Annotated in this window: 1 pseudogene; it reads left to right on the top strand. The window is 45.6% G+C overall.

The window, feature by feature from the left end:
* A pseudogene (locus JHK62_RS07870) lies at positions 1 to 2,609 on the top strand (CshA family fibrillar surface protein C); the annotation flags it as partial.

The raw sequence follows: 2,609 nt of genomic DNA, 5'->3' as shown, positions 1-2,609 counted from the left end.
TTCCAGCGACCTTTGAAGATGGTAGCACGACTAAGACTATTGATGGTGAAGGAACCTATACAGTTGCACCAGATGGCACTGTAACCTTCACTCCAGAACCAAGCTTCACAGGCACAGGTACAGGTGTTACCGTTAAACGTGTTGATAAGAATGGTACAGAGGTGACTGCTAAGTATACGCCTACTGTAGAAAAAGTCACTCCAACAGGTGAAGACGCAACGTCTACAGGAAAACAAGGCCAAGTTCAAAGTGGTCAACCAGTCTTTACGGCAGGTGACCCACAAGTCCCAATGGACGATGATGTTCCAGCGACCTTTGAAGATGGTAGCACGACTAAGACTATTGATGGAGAGGGAACCTATACAGTTGCCCCAGACGGCACAGTAACTTTCACTCCAGAACCAAGCTTCACAGGTGAAGGCACCGGTGTCACTGTTAAACGTGTTGATAAGAACGGTACAGCAGTAACGGCTAAGTACACTCCTACAGTAGAGAAAGTAACACCAACAGCCCAAACAGCTGAAACGACAGGTAAACAAGGTCAAGCACAGACAACAGATGCTAAAGCATTGTTCACCGAAGGTGATGTGACAGCTCCGATTGATCAAAACACCATTACCTTGTTGGATGCTAATAATCAACCAGCAACAACAGTTCCAGCCATGAAAGATGGTCAAGAAGTTGGTACTTATAGTATTGACCCAGCTACTGGTATGATTACATTCCAACCAAACTTAGATTTTGTAGGCACACCAGATGCTGTTAAGATTCAAGCAAAAGATAAGAATGGTACGATAGTTGAAACAACTTATGCACCAACCGTAGAAAAAGTCACTCCAACTGGAGAAGACGCAACGTCTACAGGAAAACAAGGCCAAGTCCAAACTGGTCAACCAACCTTCACAGCAGGTGACCCACTAGTCCCAATGGACGATGATGTTCCAGCGACCTTCGAAGATGGTAGTACAGAAATGACCATCGACGGAGAAGGAACCTATACAGTTGCACCAGATGGTACAGTAACCTTTACCCCAGAACCAAGTTTCACAGGCACAGGTACAGGTGTCACTGTTAAACGTGTTGATAAGAATGACACAGCAGTAACGGCTAAGTACACTCCTACAGTAGAGAAAGTAACACCAACAGCCCAAACAGCTGAAACGACAGGTAAACAAGGTCAAGCACAGACAACAGATGCTAAAGCATTGTTCACCGAAGGTGATGTGACAGCTCCGATTGATCAAAACACCATTACCTTGTTGGATGCCAATAATCAACCAGCAACAACAGTTCCAGCCATGAAAGATGGTCAAGAAGTTGGTACTTATAGTATTGACCCAGCTACTGGTATGATTACATTCCAACCAAACTTAGATTTTGTAGGCACACCAGATGCTGTTAAGATTCAAGCAAAAGATAAGAATGGTACGATAGTTGAAACAACTTATACACCAACTGTTGAAGTGGTCACTCCAACTGGAGAAGACGCAACGTCTACAGGAAAACAAGGCCAAGTCCAAAGTGGTCAACCAGTCTTTACGGCAGGTGACCCACTAGTACCGATGGATGATGCTGTTCCAGCGACCTTTGAAGATGGTAGCACGACTAAGACTATTGATGGTGAAGGAACCTATACGGTTGCTTCTGATGGTACAGTAACCTTCACTCCAGAACCAAGCTTCACAGGCACAGGTACAGGTGTCACCGTTAAACGTGTTGATAAGAATGGTACAGAGGTGACTGCTAAGTATACGCCTACTGTAGAAAAAGTCACTCCAACAGGTGAAGACGCAACGTCTACAGGAAAACAAGGCCAAGTTCAAAGTGGTCAACCAGTCTTTACGGCAGGTGACCCACAAGTCCCAATGGACGATGATGTTCCAGCGACCTTTGAAGATGGTAGCACGACTAAGACTATTGATGGAGAGGGAACCTATACAGTTGCACCAGATGGTGCAGTAACCTTTACCCCAGAACCAAGTTTCACAGGTGCAGGCACAGGTGTCACTGTTAAACGTGTTGATAAGAATGGCACAGAGGTGACTGCTAAGTATACGCCTACTGTAGAAAAAGTCACTCCAACAGGTGAAGACGCAACGTCTACAGGAAAACAAGGCCAAGTTCAAAGTGGTCAACCAGTCTTTACTGAAGGTGACCCACTAGTCCCAATGGATGATGATGTTCCAGCGACCTTTGAAGATGGTAGCACGACTAAGACTATTGATGGTGAAGGAACCTATACAGTTGCACCAGATGGCACTGTAACCTTCACTCCAGAACCAAGCTTCACAGGCACAGGTACAGGTGTCACTGTTAAACGTGTTGATAAGAATGGCACAGCAGTAACGGCTAAGTATACGCCTACTGTAGAAAAAGTCACTCCAACAGGTGAAGACGCAACGTCTACAGGAAAACAAGGCCAAGTTCAAAGTGGTCAACCAGTCTTTACGGCAGGTGACCCACAAGTCCCAATGGATGATGATGTTCCAGCGACCTTTGAAGATGGTAGCACGACTAAGACTATTGATGGTGAAGGAACCTATACAGTTGCACCAGATGGCACTGTAACCTTCACTCCAGAACCAAGCTTCACAGGCACAGGTACAGGT

The organism is Streptococcus pacificus (assembly GCF_016481305.1).
GTDB lineage: Bacteria > Bacillota > Bacilli > Lactobacillales > Streptococcaceae > Streptococcus > Streptococcus pacificus.
This window is presented reverse-complemented; position numbering and strand designations above follow the sequence as displayed.